We start from the raw sequence: 18,249 nt of genomic DNA on the forward strand, positions 1-18,249 counted from the left end.
ACACGGATAAATCCTTAATGATTGAAAGACAACCGCATAGACCCTCAAACATCCGTGTAATCCGTCTCATTCGTGCGATCCGTGTCGTGTGTTGCTTTTTGGTTCTCCCGGTCTGGGCTCAAAGTCGTGATTCAGTTCAGATCGGCACGCACGAACTCTCGCGTCCCGCGCGCCCATGGGAGTTCCTGGACGCCGTCGGCAAGCGCGCGGGCCTCTTTGGCAACGAAGCTGGACGCTTCGAGGCTTGGGTCTATCCACTAAAGCTCTTTCGCGACTTCGAAGTCACGTTCGTGCTTGATGACCGGCGCATCCCCGCCTCTGCACTCGTTCGCAACCTAGTGATGCGTCCGGAAGGACCAACGCTCACTCTCTCCTCAGATTCGTTCAGCGTCAACGAAACCTGGCTCTTACCGCCGGATGAGAGCGGAGCGATCATTCGCTTCGAAATCAGCACCTGGCAGCCGGTTGCGATCGAGGCATCGTTCACGCGCGATTTTCAACTGATGTGGCCCGCGGGGTTAGGCGGAACTTACATGAGTTGGAATCCTGAGCTGCACGCCTTCACGCTGGGGGAAGAAGGCCGGAAATTCTCCGCAGTTGTGGGATCCCCGTCAGCCGTTTCGGCAAACCCGGAATTCTCTTCCAATAGCTACGCCAGCACTCGCAGTAGTTTTCGCCTCGACACGATCCCGAAGGGCACAGCAGTGCGGTACATATTCATCGCCGGGAGCACTACCGGACCGGGCGAAGCGCGCAAGAGTTACGATCGACTCTCGGCCAATCCGGGTGAGCTCTTTTCCGCAGCGCGCAAATACTACGACGACTACTTGGCCAAGACGCTCTCGGTCGAGCTGCCCGATCCGAAGCTTCAAGCCGCATATGACTGGTCGCGCATCAGTATGATTCAGGGATTGGTGGCTAATCCGTTTTTGGGAACGGGGCTGGTCGCTGGCTATCGAAGCTCGGGAGAGACGGCCCGCCCAGGATACGCATGGTTTTTCGGCCGCGATTCACTCTGGACCGATCTCGCCCTCGATTCGATCGGCGATTTCGCCACCACTCGCACTGCACTCGAGTTCATCGCCAAGTATCAGCGCGCGGATGGAAAAGTCGAGCACGAGATATCGCAGACCACCAGCCTGGTGGATTGGTGGAAAGGATTTCCATACGGTTTCGCCTCAGCCGACGCAACTCCACTGTTCATCATTGCGATGAACGATTACGTCACCTCGTCGAGCGATGTCGGATTTGCCACGGAGCACTGGGACAACGTCTGGCGTGCCTATCAATTCATAAAGTCGACCTACAACCAGAACGGCCTTCCACGGAACTTTGGTATCGGACATGGCTGGATCGAAGGTGGTCCGCTGCTTCCGGTTGAGACTGAGTCTTACCAGAGCGGTCTCGTGGCCGCGGCGCTGCAGTCGCTAGTCTCGTTGGCAACTGCGGCCGGAAAGCGGCAGGATGGCGATGCCGTTTCGAAAGATTTCGGCGCGCTGCGAACAAAGATCAACGACGCGTTCTGGGACGCAAACGATCGCACCTTGGTCTTCGCCGTGGACCGCGAGAACAAACAGGTGCGCACCCCCACCGTGCTCAGCACTGCGCCGATGTGGTTCGACGTCTTCGAGGCTCAGAAGGCGAACGCCACTATCGATCACATTGCGAATTGGGATCACGCCGCCGACTGGGGCATGCGCATCATCTCAGAGCAGCATCCGCTCTATGGTCCGACCGGCTACCACTTCGGATCGGTCTGGCCGCTCTTTACTGGGTGGGCCGCAGTCGCCGAGTATCGCAACCACCGGCCTCTGGAGGCATATGCAAACCTCTACGCGAATTCGTCGCTGGCACTCGATGGACCTCTCGGGCGTGTAACAGAAGTCCTCTCCGGCAGCTATTACGAAGGACTCGGTACGTCGTCGCCACACCAGATCTGGTCTTCGGCGATGGTGATCAGCCCCATCGTTCGGGGAATGCTTGGGCTAGCCGTGCATGAGACCAAGAAAACGATTGATCTAGCTCCACACCTTCCAGCGGCCTGGGATCACCTCGCTCTGCACAGTATTGCGTTCTGCGGCGGACAGGCGGAGATCCTTTACTCACGCCGCGACGACGGCGTCCATCTTCAGGTGAAAACGGGCAAGACAGGCGATTGCAACCTGCGGTTCTCTCCATCGTTCAGCAAGCACGCTCGCGTCCGCGGCGTCACATGGAACGGCAAACCGGCTAAGTACACCGTTGAACCAAATCGGAATGACCAGCACGCTGTGATTTCGCTTCCTTGGTCAAGCGGAGAAGTAGTCGTTCGCGTGGACGACGATTTTGGGTTACAGGCTGATGAATATCTTCCGTCGCTTGGTTCCGCGAGCGAAAATCTCAAGATATCGCGAGAACAATGGAGCGCGAATAATCGCGACTTAAAGGTGCGCGTCGCAGGAATCGCCGGCAAACGATATGCATTGCATAGTTATGGCGCAAACATTGCTTTTGTTGATGGTGGAGAGTTGAAACGACTCGCGAATGGAGTGCAAACCATAGAGATCACCTTCAGCGCTGCCGATCGGCCTGGGCAATACATCGAGCGCGAGATAACCATTCACTTCTAGAAGTGAACGTCTGTCAAGAATCTCAGAGCCTGGCGTCGAAGGACAGGCTACCTTTTAGCTGCAAAGTACTTGACACGATCATCCTCGCTGAAGCATTCTCCTTACCATGCAGCAATGCCGCAATCCGCGCAGGCGCAGGTACGTTCCGACGAACCCCGGGGTTGAAGAGCCAGCGCCTCAATCCAGCGACGCGCTCGACCAGCTCCAGTTCATCCGGCACACGATGGAGAGTGCGACATCGTTTACAGCGGTTCCGGGCTGGGGAACAGTCATCCTTGGCCTGACTGCAGTTGCTGCTGCGTTGGTGGCCAGCAGTCTGGATTCGCGTGTGACCTGGGTTCTGTTGTGGCTCGGAGAGGCACTGCTCGCCGCAATCATCTCCCTGGTTGGAATGGTCAAGAAGACGGGAAGTCTGGCGAAGCTTGCCACATCCATACCCGCGCGTAAGTGTGCGCTCAGCCTGGTACCGCCGCTTGCTGCGGGCGGCGTGCTGACTTTGATCATGATGGAGCAGCACTTGTACGCGATTCTTCCAGGCATGTGGCTGATGCTATACGGGGTCGCGGTGATTACGGGCGGAGCATTTTCGGTTCGCGTGGTCCCGGTAATGGGAATCTGCTTCGCCGTCTTTGGAACCATTGCGCTGGCTCTGCCGGCAAGCTGGGCCAATGGAATTATGGCCGCTGGTTTCGGCGGCTTGCATGTGTTCTTCGGGTTGCTAATCGCTCGGAGACACGGAGGTTAGTGAGGTTGCGTCAAGCGAAGTTGAAGTCCAAATCTACTATTCACGAGAATGTCCGCTCTTCTGCGCGCGCAATTGCCGTTCACAAGGAAGCGTCTGCCTCGGAGCTCGATCCTGTCATTCACGAGCGCATGCGCCTGGGCATCATCAGCGCCCTTGCTGTGCGTGACGCACTTACATTTTCGGAGCTGAAGCGCCTGCTCGAGGCTACGGATGGCAATCTGAGCGTCCATGCTCGCAAGCTTGAGGACGCGCATTACGTGATTTGCACCAAGAGCTTCGAAGGACGGGTTCCGCGTACTGAGTATCGGATCACCTCTGCGGGGCGCAAGGCTCTGGAGCGGTATCTCGACCAGATGGAGCAGATCATCCACCAGACTCGCGGTAACTGATTTCCTGCTCCTTCCCGAACGACACCGAGTCGAGTCTTGCATCACTGCCCAAGTCTCGCACTCTCAATTATCATTTGTCCGGTCTCCAGCTACTCACATGAGTGATCGGCGCAAAACCAAAACCACGCCCGCCCTGGAGCGCCGGAAGCGGAACCGGCGCGCTTTTGCGCGGTGGCCATTTGAGTTTGATGTTCGCTTGAACTGGGGTAAGCAAACCGTGCTTTGCCGTGGATATGAGATTGCAGAAGGCGGGCTTTCATTAGTCTGCGAGATACCGCTTCCCAAAGAAACCGAGATTGAGGTCGAGTATCGCCTGCGTCCAGATGCCACTCCTGTAGTGGTTAAAGGGATGGTTCGTTACGTGGAAGGAGTTCATTTTGGACTCGAATTCCTGAACCTTGGATTGAAAGACCGGCTCTCACTCGTCGAGCACTGCGAGAAGCTGGATCCTGTCTAGTTCTTCGCTCCGGCAGCAGCTCCACTGCAAGCTCGTTAAGAACTTCAATCCGTTGCAAACACGCCGCTCCAGTCTCACATCCAAGTCACTAGTTCTGAGGAGTCGCAAAAGACCCGCAGGAGGGTGAAATGGCAGATCCTTTACAAAAGGACGATTTTCTCTATTCGTCAGTAGGCGAGGAGCTGGAAGAGAGTCGTGGGAACGTGATGGCCTATCAGGCGCTGCGCCAAGATCCCATTCGGAGACGCGCAACATTTTCTGAAATCGATATGGGCTTAGACATCGCCAGCCCGGACCGACAACTACCAGAGCACGGAAACTCTCGCCTGAATCGGGCGGCCGAGCAGGTGGGCGGAGCAATGGGAAGAGCAGTTTCACAGGCGCGCAGTGTTCAGGATTCAGCCTGGCAGCGCCTTCACGTTGTTCGCGATCATGCGCAAGAAGTGGGCAGTTCCGCGGCAGATCGCATTTCCGGTTCAGCGTCTTCACTGGCCGAGGCGGCTGAACAGCGGGCCCGAAACCTGGCAACGAAAGCTCAGGAGAAAGCTAGCGATCTCATGGACCGATTCGAAGAGCGCGGACGAGCTGCACTCGATGAGGTCGATCAGTTAAGCAAAAAGGCCGCTGCGCGTGTCGACCAATTCAAGGAAGAAGTCGAAGAACGTTCGCGGGAATTGCGGATGAAGGCACGGCTCCATGCCGAACAGATGCGCATGCGCGGCGAACGCATGATTCAGGAGCATCCCCTAGAAGTCTTGGGCTGCATCGCGGGCGCGGCATTGCTAGCAGGTATTTCACTGCGGATTGTGAGGGCTCACAATGCACGTCGTGACTGAAAACAATAAATCAATTGGCCAAGTCGTAAGCGAACTGAAGAACGATGCTCGCGACTTCATCTCCACGCGGCTCCAGATCCTCACCCAGGAAATGAATGACAAGATGAAAGTATGGAAGGTCGCGATTCCGATGCTGGTAATCGCGGGACTTCTCGGCGGAATTGCCGTGCTCGTCTTGACGTTCGCGATCGTCGCATTTCTCGCAGCCGTATTCCAGCCAAGCTCCTACGCGTGGTGTTACGGCGCTCTCATCGTGACAGCCTTCTACATCATCGCGGCATTTGGACTCTTCTACCTGGGCAAGCGTGAGTTGGCGCACACCGGCATCGCGCCGACGCGAACTCTGCGCGTGCTCAAGCAGGACCAGATTTGGATTCAGAATGAAGCGAGGTCACAGGTATGACGCAGCCAGTTCTTCCAACCGAGATCCTCGAGCAGCGCGCAGCCGAGCAGCGGCGCGCGCTTCACAATGACGTTCAGGAACTTCGGTCAGTCGTTCGGGCTGAAGTGCGCGAACGCACTGACGTGAAGCGAATTGTCCGTATGAATTTCGCGCCTGTCGCGGGAGCGGTCGCTGTTGTGGCGCTCGCGTTCGGCTACGGCGTGGCCAGAATCTTCACTCGAGACTAAGCTAGCGCAAGCTTTGCGGGGAGACGCAGCGTGCTGCGCCTCTACTTCCTATTTCTTTGCGGCGTTTTCTAGCATTGCCAGATAGTTATCGATCGTCCGCGTGTGACCCATGATGAAGCGCGAGACGAAACGAAACACTGGATTGTAGACTTCACCATCTTCGGTAATCGTTACGGCACAGCCGTCGCTCTCGGGCTGGATATTCCACGTCCAGCTTCCTCCGAACGGAAGGTTCTTGTCCGCAATCGTAGTCTTGCGCAGCGTAGGTGGCTGCGACTGTACGATCTCGTACGTGATCGTTTGACCGTGCTTGTCGGTGTCCCGCTGCATGTGACGGCCGCTTTCGTCGAAGAATTTGTATTCCTTCAGGTCGGTGCGCCAATCCTGCGGGCCTGAAATCAGAGCGAATACTTGCTCAGGAGTAGCTTTGATGATCGCGGTGCGCGAAGCCGTGTGGCTCTTCGGGAGAAGCGCTCCTACAACCACGACAGCCGCAATGGCGAAAATGATAACGCCAAGAACAATGAATAGGATTTTCATCTTGCTTTTCTCCGCCCGCGAAGCCTTCGCCTGTTCATGAGCTTGTCCGCAGCTTCCGCCAGCAGATCAAGCCCGCTCAAAGCGGCTTCTACATCGCCCGGACGCAACAGCGAAATCATTTCTCTGACCAAATCGCGATCAAGCACTGAATTCTGCTCCTTGATTCGCTTGCCTCGCGGCGTGAGCACCACGGACACGCGCCGGCGGTCCTGAGTATCACGGAGTCGTAGAACGTAGCCGGCTCGCTGCAGCTTGTCTATTTGGAGCGATATCGTGGATTGGGTGACATCGAGGTGTTTTGCAAGTGAAGAGAGCGTGAGCGGCGGCTGCGTATCGAGGTGATCAAGGATGCTGCCAAGACGCGGGCTCAACGACTTGCCTGTTTCGTCGTCGCGCACATGGCGAGTGTGGCACGCCAGATAGATTTTGGGATAGCTCTGAAGCACGCGCTGCATTCCGCTGCTGAACATAGCAGGATCATGAGCGAGATACTTTGATTCGTCAAAGAACCTGTTTGGCGATTAGAGGGCAGGCTTCAGGAGAAACGGAGGAAAGAGTGACGGGAGATCAGTACGCGCCGTCGGCGCTGGCAATGGAGACTGGCTGGGAATCGTCCGCGCTGGAAATTTGCGGCTGGTAGTCACGGTGAACTATGTCAACTACGGCCTTGCCGACTAGCCGCGTATCTGCCTCAGAATGAGTGTGAGTTGGCAAAGTGAATCCGGCGACGGTCGTATAGTCCTGCGTAAACTTGATCCTCTTGACAAAAAAGGATGGCGTTTTTGTAATGGTCCCCTGCGCTCGCAGCAGATGGCCGGTAGTGTCTTCGAGGTAAATCCTGCCCTTGAAGAGGCCCACGCGTTTCTGGCGAGGTTTCACCTCATAAACATGCACGGGAATTCCGTTCAAGTCTGATGTTCCCTTGTAATTGAACTTGTAATTATCGGAATCGATTGCGGTTTGCGATTGCTCTTGCTTGCGCACGTGGTCCACTTCAGATTGCAACAGGCGAACAATGACGTTGCTCTTCACAAACTTATCGCCAGTCGAGTTCAGCGGAGTGAATTCGAGCACCGAGGGGGCGGCGTAGTGCTGTTTCACTTCGAATTCAGCTTTTTGGGCGGAGTCCGGCAATTCGGCATCGATTACGGTGGTTGCGGTGTAGCCGGCCAGCTCGCTCGATTGCTTTCGCAATCCTCTCTCATAGGCGACCAGAGCTAATTCCTGAGAGAGGCGAGGAGCCACACCGGTAACGCCAAAGTTCGGAACGTCTCCAGCAGCAAACGATGACTTTGGAATCGTTTCATCCTGAGCGAATAAGCCAAGGCTGAGCGCGCACGCAAACATTACAACAGACGAAATGAGGCGCAAGGGACGCATTTAAGGAGCTGTTACAGAGTCCTCCATAACCAACCTACCGCAAAAGTAACTGAAGTAATGAAGCCGCAACTTCGTAGTTACGCTCGTAATTCTTATGACTAATGGATGCCGCACGTCAGTAAAAGTTGCGGAAAGTGCTGGTTTGCTCTCCCCAAAACCCGAATGGCATGCACGAAGCGAAGGCCTCAGCAGGGCGGTTCTATAATGAGTTCACGTCATGCCAAAAGTAGTTCATGCCGCGTGCTCGCACGATTGTCCAGACTCCTGCGGCGTGCTCATCACTGTGGATGATCTCGGCCGCGCTACGCGCTTACGAGGCGATGCGAATCATCCCGTCACGCGCGGCTTTCTTTGCGCGAAAGTAGCGAAATATCTGGATCGGGTGTATTCCCCTGACCGCGTGCTGCGTCCTATGCGACGCGTTGCGGCAAAAGGACAAGGCGTGCGCAGCGCCGCTGACGTTGCGCGCATTTTCAAACAAATCTCCTGGAATGAAGCCTACGATGAAATCGCACGCCGCTTCCGGCAGATCAGCGAGGAGTTTGGACCCGAGGCGATTCTTCCGTATTCCTATGCGGGCACGACTGCGGTCCTCAGCTACGCATCTATGGATCGCCGCTTCTTTCACCGGCTCGGCGCGTCCCAACTCGACCGCACGATCTGCGCGACCGCCGGCGGAGAAGCCCTGGTCTCCGTTCTCGGACGCAAGCTGGGGACCGATACGGAACTGTTTCCGCGAGCGAAGTACATCATTGCCTGGGGCGCAAACATTCACGGCACCAATGTGCACCTATGGCCGTTCATCGAAGAAGCGCGCCGCAATGGCGCGAAGCTGGTCGTGATTGATCCATATAAAACGCGGACGGCGCAGTGCGCGGACTGGTATCTCCCGATCAATCCCGGCACCGATGCGGCGTTAGCGCTGGGGATGATGCACGTGATCATCGCCGAGCGCCTCTACGATGCGGATTACGTAAGCAAGCACGTCAACGGTTTCGACGAACTCACGGAGCGCGTGCGGGAATATTCCCCGCACCGAGTTGCTGGATGGACAGGCATTTCTGCTGAAGATGTAGTAAGGCTTGCGCGAGAATACGCAACCACCAGTCCCGCAGTCATTCGCGTGAATTATGGTGTACAGCGCAGCCAGAACGGCGGAACCAACGTCCGTACGATTACGATGCTGCCGTGCATCATCGGCGCGTGGAAGCACGCCGGCGGCGGCATTCAGCTCTCCTGCAGCGGCGCGTTCAAGCTGAACAAGGAATATCTCGAACGGCCCGACTTGATGAACAGCAGCCCGCTCGCAAGACCGGCTCGCGTTGTGAATATGTCCGAATTGGGACGCGCTCTTACTGCCCTGGACGATCCGCCGGTCAAAGCAGTGTTCGTTTACAACTCCAATCCCGCAGCGATTGCTCCGAACCACAACGATGTAGTGCGAGGTTTTCTCCGGCCTGATCTGTTCACAGTCGTGCACGACCAGTTCTTTACCGACTCGACCGACTACGCGGACATCGTTCTGCCGGCTACAACTTTCTTTGAGCAGAAAGACCTGCAGCAGGCGTACGGTCACTATTACCTGCAGATGTCAGAGCAGGCGATTGCGCCTATGGGCGAATCCAAGTCCAACGTAGAGATGTTTGCCGAACTCGCGCAGCGCATGGGCTTCACCGAGCCTTGCTTCCGGGAGTCAGTCGACCAGATGATCGATGGCGCTTTGGATTCCCCAGACCCATGGTTGAAGGGAATCACTCGCGCTCGGCTCGAACAAGAAGGGCACATTCGCCTTAACTTTGGAACTGATGAATTCCTACCCTTTGCCAATGGTGGATTCCCGACTGCCGACGGAAAGGCCAGAATCCTGAACCAGGAGTTAGCGAAGCTAGGCTTGGACCCGGTGGCCAAGTTTGAAGCTCCGGTGGAATCGCGTCATTCCAAACAGGCCAACAAATATCCGTTGGAGCTGCTTTCGCGCAAGGCTGACAATTTCCTGAACTCAACTTTTTGCAACATCTCCTCGCTTGGTCCGCTGGAGCCAAAGATCAACAAGCTCGAAATGAGTCGGCCAGATGCCGATGCACGCGGCATCGTTACGGGCGACCAGGTCCGAGTATTCAACAATCGGGGCGAAGTGCGTTTAAGCGCTCTCGTGGATGGCACGGTGCAGTCCGGAGTAGTTGCCACCCGCCTTAATTGGTCGAAGCTGATGCCCGATGGCATCGGCATCAATGCCCTGACTTCCGAACGGCTTACCGATCTGGGAGGCGGACCGACGTTTTACTCGTGTCTGGTAGAAGTCGAGAGGGTCGAGGATCGATATAAGTAGCTAACAAGACGTTCCCTGATACTTCCCTGTTCATTTGTTGAATCTCAAGCTAAACAGCCCTAAGTCTTGTGTTGATAGCGACTTAGAAAGATATCCACAGAATTGCCTGTTAAATCCCTGGTTTAAGAGGAAATTTTCAATATTCGGGCAGAATTCAATAACTTCCGGTTTGAATTCGAAAGCACCCCTGCTAATTTCCCTCTTCAGTACTTGGTTGGGCTGCCGCGCCTTGAAAACAAGGGTCATGTGCGCAGCGCGTAACCCTGACTGTCGTCTCCGCGACGATTTGGCGAAAACTAACCAGGCTCTGAAGTCAATTCACTGAAAACTGACGACTTAAATACTTGCAACTGCTTTTCCCGCCACATCATCGCAATGTGCTGACCGCAAATAGACGCTTGACATGGCGTCTACTGAGGCTAAAATCAGCCGAACCGGACCAGAAATCATCCCGGACTATGAGTACTACCCATCCCGCTAAATTTCCACCCCAGAGAATCAGTATGGAACAAGTCTGCAAGCATCCTCGCGTGCGTGTGGTTGCGCGTGAGGAGGACGCGGAATTTGTAGAGTGCCAGGAATGTGGAGAAGTCTTCGATTCCAGTGAATTCAAAGACATGGCCATCGAAGACCAAGCCCGCGCCGCCGAACTCTAGAACACCTTCCAGTTCCGTCGATGATTCCCAGATTGGACAGCTGAAGCCGTTAGTGTGCCTAGAGAGCGCCCAGAGATTTTGGTGGCACGGCCGCCTCGGCTGTGCCACAGGTTGAAGGTCGAATCTTTACGGCGAAGTCAAAATCGTCCCGTGCGGATCCACGACGAGCCTTCGTGTTCCAGCCGGTACAGTAAGCGTGATAGCCGTGTCTTCGCCGTCGGCGAAAACGCGGCTCACAAATCGCAAATCGCCTTTAGCCGCTTCTGCATAGATCGGCACGGCGGTTACAAGATCTCCGGGAGCGTCTTGCTGTAGCAGCTTTCCGGACGCGCGCAGAGCGGTTCCCTTCCGCTCGAAGTGCACACCAGAAAGTTGATATTTCGGCATGGCCGTTCCGTTCACCCAGCCATTGAAGAACCAGGCGAGAGAAGGTTTTCCTTCGTGATAGAGCGACTTTGGCAGAGCGCGCTCGAATGCGCGCTGCATATCGCGAGTGCTCATTTGCTTGCAAGAATAGTCCTGTTGCAGGGTGTGCAAGACCGAAAAAAACAGATCATCGGCATTTCCGCCCGATGCACGTGTCCCGTCTCGCAGCAACTCCCGCAGCATGTGCATTAGCCATGTTCCACGGCCGTAGGCGATGAGATCGAAGCCTCCGGGAAAGATGGATGAGTTCAATCTGTTTCCGAGCGTCACCGGTCCAGCTTCGCGATTGAATTTACCTTCCGGACCTTTCTCCGCCAGACGGGCTCGATAGTAGTCCAGTACCGTCCTGAAATCCTTGGGATAGTCAGCCTCGAAGCTGAGCATGGCTGAGTAGTTCGCGAGCGCCTCAGAGATCCAGCGATCGTGATAAGTGGTCCAATACACTGAGTCGCCCCACCACTGATGAGCGGTCTCGTGCGGCACCATAAGCCGATCAAACAAGACGCGATCGAACTCAGATCTCGCGGCACCTCGCTCGCTCCGCGGTACGAATGCATAGCTCGAGAGGAATACCAGGCTTGGCCAGCCTTGGCTCACATTTCCCGGAAGCTGCGTTAACGAAAGCGCGCTAAACGGATAAGGTCCAATTCGAGGACTCAGGTAGTCAATTGTCGCTGCCGCACTCGTGGCGGCGGCTTCGCCTGCCGGTCTTGGTGTGGGGAGCGGTATCCGGACGGTTTCTTGCTGCACCGACCGGCGGGGGACAATAACCGGCTCTACGACCGTCTGCGTCGCTGCCGGAAAGCTGCTTTCCACGCCAGCAGCAGCAAAGCTGGCGACTTTTACGTTACCGGCGGTCACTTCTGATTGCTGGTAATGTCCCAGGTTAAAACCGGCCACCGGCATGGCTCGCTCCGATACCCACCGTGAAACCTGCATCCCATCCGCTGTCTGAAACGAAGTTCTCTTTCCGGTCGCAACCAACGTCCACTCCGGTGGATAACGAAACTCGAGATCGAACATGGCCATGTTCAATCCCAAATTGGGATACCAATTTCCGCGTGATCCGACATAGAGCAGGCCGTTTCCCGCATCTGCGAGCACGGTTCCCGAATACACGAAGTGCAGCTTCACCTTGTCGCCTCTGGCCATCGCCTGGGGCAGAATCACCGCGACATAGTCGTTCCCGTCGCGGGCAATCCGCGATCCTTCTACCGCCTCATTCTGAAGAAACTCCAGCGACCTGCCATCCATGGTGACGGACGAAACCTTGAGCAATCGAGACAATTCGAAGAGCACGGCTCGCGTACCTTGCTGCAAAACTTCGAGTTCCAATTCAGCATCGCCGTCAATCGTTTCCGGGGGGTGAACATTCGCCTTTATGCGAAAGGATTTTGGCAGAAGCGATAGTCCCGCAGTAGCTGAAGGTTCTTCTTTACGGTGTGACTGTGAAGCGAAGGATGTCCACACGTTATAGAAAGCGAACCCGCCTGGCGCATGTCCGACTTGGCCGACACCGATCTGTTCCGGAGCGGCTTCGTCGTAGAAAACATCGAAAGTTCCGTGATTCGCTCCAACTACCCGCGTATGCATGAACCTGGCGGTACTCCCAGCGTTCCCGGGCGCATTCAGGTAACCCAGAAGCAAGCGCAAGGCGTCTGTCTTTGCCAGCTCTTTGGCGGCGGAATTTGCCTTGTCCAGGATCTCGGGATTTTCTCCCTTACGCAGAGCAGGTTCGAGTTCTTCAAGAAAGTGATCGTCAAGGAAGCGAAAATAGGCGGACGTAAACTTCTCTTCCAGGACTGCAGTGTTGAGGAAGAGCGCCAACGAGGCGCGTTCGCCCAGATCGGGCGGAATCAAGAGAACCTCTGCGTCGCCGACAAAGAAAGCACCAGTGACATGCCCTGCGACTTGTTCGCCAACGATGAGCCATCCGTCGTTGAGCGCGAAGTGTAAATCCTCACGGTCGAAGATCACATCACGTACGCGATAGACCTTTGTAGGATCCAGCCCGCAATCCCGCAGACTGCGATAGAGCGTTGCAGACGGCCCTGGAGTCGACTCCTGAGCGCACATTGTGGCTGAAAGTCCCAGAAAGCCGAACATTGCAACCAGCCCAACGCACAGGACGCGATCCCATGTCCTTCGAATTATGGGGTTTCTGGTTACCAACGTCAGTCCCTCGGCAAGAACGCCCTGACAGCTCACGAAGGTCCGTTGCTAGAATGCTGCCCTGTGCGTCTGCGATTCGCCATCTGCCTGTGCCTGCTCTCCTGCGCATCGGCCGACACCATTCACCTGAAGAATGGGGGGACCATTCACGCCGACAGTGTCCGGGAAAATGGCGAACGTGTGGAGTATGACATCGGGGAAGACAGTTACGCTATTCCTAAATCCTCGGTAGATCGCATCGATAGCGGCCTGAGTACTTCCAATTCGTCTGCGGAAGGAAACATTGGGGCGAATATCGCAGCTCCGAAGCTCAATCCCGGCAGCCTCGGTGACATTGCTCCAGACGGAAAAATAACCCCAGAACAGCTGGCCCGAATCGAGGCGAGCGGTAACAAGTCGTCTCTTGCTTCTGCTCTCGTTCTTCTCGGGATACAAGAGCAACAACACGGCAAAACCGACGATGCGCTCTCCCACATGGAACGTGCCCTCAGCCTGGAGCCAGACAGCGGAGACATTGAAGCCACATACGCGTGGTTGCTGCTGAAGCAGGATCGAGCCTCGCTGGCGCAAGGCTATGCCGAAGACGGTGTACGCAAGAACCCTAGCTCCGCGTTTGCTCACAAGATTCTGGCCCTCGCGTATTACAAGAACGACAAGATTCAAGCCGCACTCGAGGAGTTCAGGAAAGCCAAGGAACTCGACCCCAAGGATCCCGAAGTGGACGCGTACCTGAAGGCAGTCTCACGGCAAGCAAAGGCAGAGGCAGACTTTCGCAGCGACGCAAGCACACACTTCAACATGCGCTACGAGGGCGAAAAGGTTGCGCCGAAGTTACGCGAACAGATCCTTCTGGTACTGGAACGGCACTTCGATGATCTCGTCTCCAGCATGGGACTGCTTCCCCGGGATCCCATCGTGGTGGTGCTCTACACAAATCAAACCTACTTCGACGTAACGTTGGCCCCAAATTGGACAGCGGCCCTTAACGACGGCAAGCTGCGAATTCCCATCGAGGGTCTCACCTCGGTCACGCCCGATCTCTCTCGCGTCCTGAAACACGAGCTTGCTCATTCATTTATCCGTCAGGCGACGAACGGAAGATGTCCCGTGTGGCTGAATGAAGGGTTAGCGCAATTGCTCGAACCCCAGTCTGCCGCAAAATATCGCACGCCGCTGATCAGCTTGTTCCAGAACGGGAAGCAGACTTCTTTGCAGTCGATGGAAGGAAGTTTTATCGGGTTGGACTCAAAGCAGGCGGCCATCGCTTATATCGAGTCGCTGGCATACGTCGAATACATTCGCGACTCCTACGGCATGAACCGAATTGCTGACATCATGCGCTATTTGAGCGAAGGCCAGAGTCCGGAAGAGTCCCTGAAGTTGGCGATTCACGACGATTATTCGCAATTGGAAGAAGAGTTCGCGCGGCATTTGCGGTGAAGTTCCTTCCAGTGGGACACACCCAAGGAGCTGTAAGCACGGCTCGAATAACTGACCGACCCAACTAGAATTCGCGCCGAGGCGCGGCCTGATCAGCTCCGACGCGACCAGCACTAATATCCGCTACGAAGTAGTTCTCACCCTTCACAGGCGAACCAGCCAGGCGACGCAGGACCGCGATCTGACCGACATGAGTAAGGGCGTCGGCAACCGGGCCTTGAAACAGCTTTCCAATCGGAGCGTGCAGCGGCTCGTCCGATGCAAGATAGGCGTCTAATGCGGCTAACGCAGCGTGAAACCGCTTCACATCCTCGTGCCAGTGTTGGACGTTGGAGGCGTTCCACTTCTCTTTGCCGCTAACCGTGGACAATCCCCAATCCAGCAAATCTCCGATGTGCGCGAGGATCTGGCCTGCGGAGCGGCATCCCCCACCGCACGTGAACGAAGAGAACCCATCCGGCGCGCCTCGCAGCGCTTTGCTTCCGCGATACGCCAACGTCGCGAGAGTATGACGAAGGAGCTGGCGAGCTGGATCGGATTGGGCTGATGGGACAGGATTGGCCGCGCTCATGATCCAAGCATTGTATTCGAGCGTGACTCCCGCTTACGTGGTTCCGGCCGCCCTCGGCCGGTTCTTAGCAATTTTGTGATTTAGCGATTTCGTGATTTGGTGATTTCAAAATCGCGAAATCGCACAATCACGAAATCACAAATTCCTCAGAACTCTCGTCCCTGATTGAACGCCAACACCTCGTCCACGCTCAGACGCGGCCTGCGTGGCGCATTGCCTGGAGCTGCGTGGCCCAGAGTTATAAGCATCACGGGAACATAGCGGTCAGAAATGCCGAATGTCTTTTTCACCTGCTCAGGATCAAAGCCAATCATTGGTCCGGTGGCGTAGCCGCGGGCTTGTGCCGCGATCATCAGCGTCATACCAGCCAATGCACCCGATCGAATCGCCTCGTCACGCTGGAATTGGGGGTTATTCACATAAGGAGCAGCGGCGCGTTGTGCGGTGCTGCTCGCCGCTTCTTGAGATATGGCGCCGGCTTTCACGAGCGGAGCAAGGATCTTGTTCACCTTCTCGTATCCGCGCAGGTCGCCGAGTACGATGATTGTGGCCGATGCCTGTCCCACCTTCGCCTGATTGTGGGCCGCAGCCTGCAACTGCTTCTTCTTCTCAGGATCTGTGACCGCGACAAAACGCCAGTGTTGGATGTTGAAAGACGACGGCGCCTGGATCGCATCGGCTACGATATCGCGAATCTCAGCTTCGCTGGTCTGCTTGCTTGAATCGAAAAGATTGATCGACGTCCGCTCTCGAATAACCGCCAAGGCATCTTTCATTCGGTGTGCTCTCCCAGCTGTTTTGACAGCTAGACAGGAAGAATGCTGCCAGAGACATGAAGGATGCAGCAATTCACGTCTGGTTCTGAGCTTCGTTTACCATAAAAGGTTTGCGTGCCGTCCTAAGGAGGCTCTGTGAATCCCAAGGTTCTCATTATTATCTGTATTTTTTCTTGCGGGCTGACCGCGATTGCTCAGAAGGGTGCTCCCCAAAAGAAGTCTACTGCTCCCGAGTCCACACTAGTCGACAGGATTAGCGATACCGGGTTTATTCAGATCAAGGCTGAGAGCTTTCGCTCACTCAACCCCAACCAGCAAGCGCTTGGGTATTGGCTCTCGCAGGCGGCAATCGCCATCGATCCCATCATCTATGACCAGCTCTCGGCGTATGGCGTGCGTGAGAAGCGGTTGCTGGAAGAGATCGTTGCGCGTCCGCAAGGCATCAGTCCGGAAGCGATGAAGAAGATCACGAGCTACGCCAAGCTCTTCTGGGCGAACCGCGGCAATCATAACGAAAACACAGCGCAGAAGTTTCTTCCGGATTTCTCTTTTGATGAACTTAAACAAGCCGCACTAACCGCGCAAAAGAACGGAGCATTCAAAACCGCCTACGCCGACTTGGAGCCGCTTTCCTCAGAGGATGCGCTAAACAAAGAGCTAGATGATCTCAAGGTAGCAATCTTTGATCCAAACTTCGAGCCCATGAATACGGCCAAGAGCCCGTCCGGCGGCAAGGACATCGTTCAGGCGAGTTCGAACACGTTCTATCCCGGCCTCTCGTTAAACGATCTGAAAGACTTCAAGGAATCGCATCCGTTGAACTCACGGGTCGTGCGCGGCAGCGATGGGCAGCTACAAGAGCTGGTGTACCGCGCAGGAACTCCTGACGGCAGCGTGCCTCCAGGCTTATATGCAACGTATCTGAAGCGCGCGAATGAGTATCTCGAAAAGGCCAAGGCAGTTGCTGATCCGACACAGGCAAAGGTCATCGCCGATCTTATTCGTTACTACCAAACCGGTGATCCTGCCGACTGGCTAAAGTTCGGAAGCGATTGGGTACAGAACAACGCAACTGTCGACTTCGCAAACGGCTTCATCGAAGTCTATCGAGATGCACGCGGAGCGAAGGGCAGTTCGCAGGCGTTCGTGACCGTCACTGACAAAAAGGTAACCGATGCCATGATCAAACTGGCGCAGAACGCCGAATACTTCGAGCAGAAAGCGCCTTGGGACGACAAATACAAGAAGACTGCGTTCAAACCGCCTGTTGTGAAAGCCGTTGAGACGCTGATTGAAACAGGCGACTTCCAGGTGAACACGGTTGGCGACAATCTACCGAACGAGAATGAAATCCACGAGAAATACGGCACAAAGAATTTCCTCTTTACGGGAAGCAGCCGCGCGCTGAACGACGCCGCGGGAACCACTTCGCTGGAGGAATTCGGCGCGGATGCGGAAGTGATTGCGCGTGGAAAGAAGTATGGAGATGAAGCCGAAGACTTATTCACGGCGATGCACGAAGTGATCGGCCACGGCTCAGGCAAGCTGAGTGACCGTTTGAAGAGCGGTTCCGAGGCTTATCTCAAGGAATATTTCTCCACGCTCGAAGAAGGGCGCGCAGACCTGATGGCGCTGTGGAACGCGTTTGATCCGAAACTGAAAGAACTCGGTCTGATTAGCAATCAAACCGAAGTCGCAAAGGCGATGTACGACGGAGCCGCCCTGGCCCCACTCACACAACTTCGCCGCATTCCGAAAGGCGACACCATCGAAGAAGACCATCAGCGCGATCGCCAGCTCATTGCGCGCTACATACAAGACAAAGTTCCGGGATCGATCGAGCAGTTTGATCGCAATGGGAAAACCTACATCAGGGTGAAGGACTACCAACTCATGCGCAAGGGCGTGGGCATGCTATTGGCGGAGATCATGCGCATCAAGGCCGAAGGCGACTACGAGGGAATCAAAGCACTCGTCGATAAGTACGGCACGCGTTTCGATCCGGCCCTTCGCGATCAGGTAGTGGCTCGGTTCAAAAAACTAAATTTGCCGACTTACTACGCCGGAGTGAATCCCATGCTTACCGCTGCGGGAAATACGGCAACGGTACTGGTTGAAATTGGCTACCCACGCGATGCGGTGGAGCAGTATCTGACGTACGGGGCCATGTACGACGAGGGCTTGAAGAGTGCGCTGAAGTCTGAGCCGAAACAGCCTGCACCGAAGCAGCGGTAGAGACTCTCTGCCTAGTCATAGGAAACTTGTCATCCTGAGGCCCTCTTTTGGCCGCAGG

17 protein-coding genes are annotated in these 18,249 nt (G+C 55.6%); 11 read left to right on the forward strand and 6 right to left on the reverse strand.

Annotation, left to right across the window (positions count from 1 at the left end):
- Nucleotides 1–17 precede the first annotated feature (17 nt).
- The 7 genes from VNX88_04080 (at nucleotide 18) to VNX88_04110 (ending at nucleotide 5,666) form a co-directional block, all read left to right on the forward strand.
- On the forward strand, nucleotides 18–2,609 hold the full coding sequence (locus tag VNX88_04080) for an amylo-alpha-1,6-glucosidase (protein HWY67817.1): 2,592 nt from the start codon (nucleotides 18–20) through the stop codon (nucleotides 2,607–2,609).
- Between the two features lie 106 nt (nucleotides 2,610–2,715).
- Nucleotides 2,716–3,354: a hypothetical protein gene (locus VNX88_04085; protein ID HWY67818.1), complete on the forward strand. Its 639-nt coding sequence runs from the start codon at nucleotides 2,716–2,718 to the stop codon at nucleotides 3,352–3,354.
- A 20-nt stretch (nucleotides 3,355–3,374) separates the two neighbouring features.
- Nucleotides 3,375–3,743, forward strand: coding sequence for a transcriptional regulator (locus VNX88_04090; protein HWY67819.1), 369 nt, complete (start codon nucleotides 3,375–3,377; stop codon nucleotides 3,741–3,743).
- Nucleotides 3,744–3,840: 97 nt separating this feature from the next.
- Nucleotides 3,841–4,200 carry a PilZ domain-containing protein gene (locus VNX88_04095; GenBank protein ID HWY67820.1) on the forward strand — a complete coding sequence of 120 codons (360 nt, stop codon included), beginning with the start codon at nucleotides 3,841–3,843 and terminating at the stop codon, nucleotides 4,198–4,200.
- Between the two features lie 128 nt (nucleotides 4,201–4,328).
- A complete protein-coding gene (locus VNX88_04100) occupies nucleotides 4,329–5,036 on the forward strand; it encodes a hypothetical protein (GenBank protein ID HWY67821.1) in 708 nt (235 codons plus the stop codon).
- Nucleotides 5,020–5,439, forward strand: a complete 420-nt coding sequence (locus VNX88_04105; GenBank protein HWY67822.1) for a phage holin family protein — start codon at nucleotides 5,020–5,022, stop codon at nucleotides 5,437–5,439. Before VNX88_04100 ends, VNX88_04105 begins: the two co-directional genes overlap by 17 nt.
- Nucleotides 5,436–5,666, forward strand: coding sequence for a hypothetical protein (locus VNX88_04110; GenBank protein HWY67823.1), 231 nt, complete (start codon nucleotides 5,436–5,438; stop codon nucleotides 5,664–5,666). Before VNX88_04105 ends, VNX88_04110 begins: the two co-directional genes overlap by 4 nt.
- 48 nt (nucleotides 5,667–5,714) lie before the next feature.
- Here VNX88_04110 and VNX88_04115 read toward each other — a convergent pair whose 3' ends face one another.
- The 3 genes from VNX88_04115 to VNX88_04125 form a co-directional block, all read right to left on the reverse strand.
- Entirely contained in the window at nucleotides 5,715–6,206 is a 492-nt protein-coding gene (locus tag VNX88_04115; protein ID HWY67824.1) for an SRPBCC family protein, read from the reverse strand.
- A complete protein-coding gene (locus VNX88_04120) occupies nucleotides 6,203–6,661 on the reverse strand; it encodes a MarR family transcriptional regulator (protein HWY67825.1) in 459 nt (152 codons plus the stop codon). Before VNX88_04120 ends, VNX88_04115 begins: the two co-directional genes overlap by 4 nt.
- Before the next feature lie 112 nt (nucleotides 6,662–6,773).
- Nucleotides 6,774–7,586, reverse strand: coding sequence for a hypothetical protein (locus VNX88_04125; protein ID HWY67826.1), 813 nt, complete (start codon nucleotides 7,584–7,586; stop codon nucleotides 6,774–6,776).
- A gap of 217 nt (nucleotides 7,587–7,803) precedes the next feature.
- On the opposite strand from VNX88_04125, the gene VNX88_04130 reads away from it, so the two are divergent.
- Together VNX88_04130 and VNX88_04135 are read left to right on the forward strand one after the other, a co-directional pair.
- Entirely contained in the window at nucleotides 7,804–9,915 is a 2,112-nt protein-coding gene (locus tag VNX88_04130) for a molybdopterin-dependent oxidoreductase (protein HWY67827.1), read from the forward strand.
- A gap of 503 nt (nucleotides 9,916–10,418) precedes the next feature.
- Nucleotides 10,419–10,571, forward strand: coding sequence for a hypothetical protein (locus tag VNX88_04135; protein HWY67828.1), 153 nt, complete (start codon nucleotides 10,419–10,421; stop codon nucleotides 10,569–10,571).
- A gap of 126 nt (nucleotides 10,572–10,697) precedes the next feature.
- On the opposite strand, the gene VNX88_04140 is transcribed toward VNX88_04135, so the two are convergent.
- On the reverse strand, nucleotides 10,698–13,103 hold the full coding sequence (locus tag VNX88_04140) for a M1 family aminopeptidase (protein ID HWY67829.1): 2,406 nt from the start codon (nucleotides 13,101–13,103) through the stop codon (nucleotides 10,698–10,700).
- A 129-nt stretch (nucleotides 13,104–13,232) separates the two neighbouring features.
- Here VNX88_04140 and VNX88_04145 point away from each other — a divergent pair, with 129 nt between their 5' ends.
- On the forward strand, nucleotides 13,233–14,609 hold the full coding sequence (locus VNX88_04145) for a peptidase MA family metallohydrolase (GenBank protein HWY67830.1): 1,377 nt from the start codon (nucleotides 13,233–13,235) through the stop codon (nucleotides 14,607–14,609).
- Nucleotides 14,610–14,673: 64 nt separating this feature from the next.
- Here the strand turns inward: VNX88_04145 and VNX88_04150 are convergent, their stop codons facing one another.
- Nucleotides 14,674–15,180: a hypothetical protein gene (locus VNX88_04150; GenBank protein HWY67831.1), complete on the reverse strand. Its 507-nt coding sequence runs from the start codon at nucleotides 15,178–15,180 to the stop codon at nucleotides 14,674–14,676.
- Nucleotides 15,181–15,326: 146 nt separating this feature from the next.
- On the reverse strand, nucleotides 15,327–15,956 hold the full coding sequence (locus VNX88_04155) for a nitroreductase family protein (protein ID HWY67832.1): 630 nt from the start codon (nucleotides 15,954–15,956) through the stop codon (nucleotides 15,327–15,329).
- Between the two features lie 135 nt (nucleotides 15,957–16,091).
- On the opposite strand from VNX88_04155, the gene VNX88_04160 reads away from it, so the two are divergent.
- Nucleotides 16,092–18,191 carry a hypothetical protein gene (locus VNX88_04160; GenBank protein ID HWY67833.1) on the forward strand — a complete coding sequence of 700 codons (2,100 nt, stop codon included), beginning with the start codon at nucleotides 16,092–16,094 and terminating at the stop codon, nucleotides 18,189–18,191.
- Nucleotides 18,192–18,249 lie beyond the last annotated feature (58 nt).

It is taken from the genome of Terriglobales bacterium (genome assembly GCA_035567895.1).
GTDB lineage: Bacteria > Acidobacteriota > Terriglobia > Terriglobales > Acidobacteriaceae > Gp1-AA112.

What these genes read in the sequence shown, in the direction of transcription:
- VNX88_04115 (HWY67824.1), bottom strand. Translation starts at nt 6,206, where the DNA reads ATGAAAATCCTATTCATTGTTCTTGGCGTTATCATTTTCGCCATTGCG.
- VNX88_04110 (HWY67823.1), top strand. Translation starts at nt 5,436, where the DNA reads ATGACGCAGCCAGTTCTTCCAACCGAGATCCTCGAGCAGCGCGCAGCC.
- VNX88_04130 (HWY67827.1), top strand. Translation starts at nt 7,804, where the DNA reads ATGCCAAAAGTAGTTCATGCCGCGTGCTCGCACGATTGTCCAGACTCC.
- VNX88_04135 (HWY67828.1), top strand. Translation starts at nt 10,419, where the DNA reads ATGGAACAAGTCTGCAAGCATCCTCGCGTGCGTGTGGTTGCGCGTGAG.
- VNX88_04105 (HWY67822.1), top strand. Translation starts at nt 5,020, where the DNA reads ATGCACGTCGTGACTGAAAACAATAAATCAATTGGCCAAGTCGTAAGC.
- VNX88_04125 (HWY67826.1), bottom strand. Translation starts at nt 7,586, where the DNA reads ATGCGTCCCTTGCGCCTCATTTCGTCTGTTGTAATGTTTGCGTGCGCG.
- VNX88_04140 (HWY67829.1), bottom strand. Translation starts at nt 13,103, where the DNA reads ATGTTCGGCTTTCTGGGACTTTCAGCCACAATGTGCGCTCAGGAGTCG.
- VNX88_04095 (HWY67820.1), top strand. Translation starts at nt 3,841, where the DNA reads ATGAGTGATCGGCGCAAAACCAAAACCACGCCCGCCCTGGAGCGCCGG.
- VNX88_04085 (HWY67818.1), top strand. Translation starts at nt 2,716, where the DNA reads ATGCAGCAATGCCGCAATCCGCGCAGGCGCAGGTACGTTCCGACGAAC.
- VNX88_04120 (HWY67825.1), bottom strand. Translation starts at nt 6,661, where the DNA reads ATGCAGCGCGTGCTTCAGAGCTATCCCAAAATCTATCTGGCGTGCCAC.
- VNX88_04080 (HWY67817.1), top strand. Translation starts at nt 18, where the DNA reads ATGATTGAAAGACAACCGCATAGACCCTCAAACATCCGTGTAATCCGT.
- VNX88_04155 (HWY67832.1), bottom strand. Translation starts at nt 15,956, where the DNA reads ATGAAAGATGCCTTGGCGGTTATTCGAGAGCGGACGTCGATCAATCTT.
- VNX88_04150 (HWY67831.1), bottom strand. Translation starts at nt 15,180, where the DNA reads ATGAGCGCGGCCAATCCTGTCCCATCAGCCCAATCCGATCCAGCTCGC.
- VNX88_04100 (HWY67821.1), top strand. Translation starts at nt 4,329, where the DNA reads ATGGCAGATCCTTTACAAAAGGACGATTTTCTCTATTCGTCAGTAGGC.